Origin of the sequence: Methylobacterium nigriterrae (assembly GCF_037106235.1) — a bacterium.
Classification (GTDB): Bacteria; Pseudomonadota; Alphaproteobacteria; order Rhizobiales; family Beijerinckiaceae; genus Methylobacterium; species Methylobacterium nigriterrae.
On the sequence record NZ_JBAWTG010000304.1, the window covers coordinates 1 to 2,254 of the forward strand.

1 protein-coding gene is annotated in these 2,254 nt (G+C 63.8%); it reads left to right on the forward strand.

The features are described 5' to 3' along the window. The first annotated feature begins 152 nt into the window (after nucleotides 1-152). Nucleotides 153-2,234 carry a catalase gene (locus WDW90_RS36480; RefSeq protein ID WP_336492618.1) on the forward strand — a complete coding sequence of 694 codons (2,082 nt, stop codon included), beginning with the start codon at nucleotides 153-155 and terminating at the stop codon, nucleotides 2,232-2,234. Nucleotides 2,235-2,254 lie beyond the last annotated feature (20 nt).

Genomic DNA, 2,254 nt, shown 5'->3' on the forward strand with positions numbered 1-2,254 from the left:
AGACGGCCAAAGCGGAGACCAGCCATTCGTTCGCGTCGGCAACAAAGCGGCAGACGTCGAACCCGACCCGGCCATTGTGTCGCAAATTCACTCCCACCCGAAACCGGCCGCTCTTTCGCGACGTTGGCCCGCCGAATAACGGGAGGACACCCATGACCGATCACATCGCCCTGAACGCCGGCCATGGCGGCGAGACTCACCAAGTCACCGATGCCGATCACCCGGTGCTCACCACCAATCATGGCATGCCGGTCAGCGACAACCAGAACCAGCTCAAGGCTGGCCAGCGCGGCCCGGTGCTGCTGGAGGACGAGGTCTATCGCGAGAAGATCAACCACTTCGATCACGAGCGCATCCCCGAGCGCATCGTGCACGCGCGCGGCACGGGCGCGCATGGTTATTTCGAATGCACGGAGAGCTTGGCCGACATCACGCGCGCCGACCTGTTCCAGAAAAAGGGGCAGCGCACTGACGTGTTCGTCCGCTTCTCCACGGTTGCAGGTGGCGCCGGCTCGATCGACACGCCCCGCGACGTGCGCGGCTTCGCGGTCAAGTTCTACACACGCGAAGGCAACTGGGACTTGGTCGGCAACAACATTCCGATCTTCTTCATCCAGGATGCAATCAAGTTTCCCGACTTAGTCCACTCCGTGAAGATGGAAGCCGACCGCGGCTATCCGCAGGCGGCGACCGCGCACGACACCTTCTGGGACTTCATTAGCCTGATGCCGGAAGCGACCCACATGGCGATGTGGATCATGTCGGATCGGACGCTGCCCAAGAGTTTCGCGACGATGGAGGGCTTCGGCATCCACACCTTCCGCTTCGTCAACAAGGAGGGAAGGTCCACCTTCGTCAAGTTCCACTGGAAGCCCAAGGCGGGGCTCGCCTCGGCGCTGTGGGATGAGACGGTCAAGACCGCCGGGGCAGATCCGGATTACCAGCGCCGTAACCTGTTCGAGCGCATCGGCCGGGGCGACTATCCCGAGTGGGAGCTCGGCGTGCAGCTGTTCGACGAGGCGTTCGCCGACAGCCAGCCGTATGATGTGCTCGACGCGACCAAAATCATTCCGGAAGAGGTGCTGCCGGTCCGCATCGTCGGCAAGCTGGTGCTCGACCGCTACCCCGACAACTTCTTTGCCGAGACCGAACAGGTCGCCTTCTGCCCGAGCCACCTCGTGCCCGGTATCGATCACACGAACGACCCGCTGCTCCAGGGCCGGCTGTTCTCCTATCAAGACACGCAGATCAAGCGGCTTGGCTCGACCAACTGGCACCAGATCCCGATCAACCAGGCTAAGGGCCGAGACGGTGGCTGTCCGTTCCTCAACATGCAGCGCGACGGTCACATGCAGATGCAGGTTCCCAAAGGCCGCGCCAACTACGAGCCTAACAGCCTCCACCTGGCGGGCGAGATTGGCGGTCCACGCGAGGATCTAGAAAACGGCTTCAAGAGCTATCCGGCGGAGGAAGAGGGACAGAAGCTCCGCATCCGCGCGGAAAGCTTCGCCGATCACTACAGCCAGGCACGACTGTTCTGGCGATCGATGGATCCGGCCGAGCAGGCGCACATTGCCTCAGCCTTCGTGTTCGAGCTCAGCAAGGTCTCAATCGAGCACGTCCGCGTGGCGATGATGGCCAACCTGCGCAATGTCGACGAGGAGTTGGCGCGCCGCGTCGCCGACGGGCTCGCGATGGAGCTGCCGGAGGCCTCGCCGACCAAGGCGCCCGTGATCGACATGGAGCCCTCGCCAGCGCTGCGCATCATCCGTGGCCCGCGCGAGATGCACACGCTAGAGGGGCGCACGGTCGGCATCTTCTTCGCCGACGGCACCGACGCGGCCGACCTGAAGAAGGTGAAGGATGCGGTCAAGGCGGCGGGCGGCCATCCGCTGACGATCGCACCCAAGGTTGGCGCGGTGCCGCTGTCGGATGGATCGACGGTCAAGGCCGACGCGCAGCTGTTTGGCCAGCCCTCGGTCACGGTGGACGCCTGCGCGGTGATCCTGTCCGACGAGGCTTGCGCCAAGCTCGTCAAGGAAGGCGCAGCGGTGCAGTGGGTGATGGATGCTTTCGGTCACCTCAAGGCGATTGGCCATAATGCCAGCGCCAAGCCGCTTCTCGACAAGGCTGGTGTTGAGCCAGACGATGGCGTGACGGACCTCGGCGGTTTCGTGGAAGCGGCCAAGCAACGCTACTGGGACCGCGAGGCGAAGGTCCGCACGCTCGCTTGAGGGTGGTGATCGGCAGCCGA

Coding starts and splice junctions, on each gene's coding strand:
- WDW90_RS36480 (WP_336492618.1), top strand. CDS start 153: ATGACCGATCACATCGCCCTGAACGCCGGCCATGGCGGCGAGACTCAC.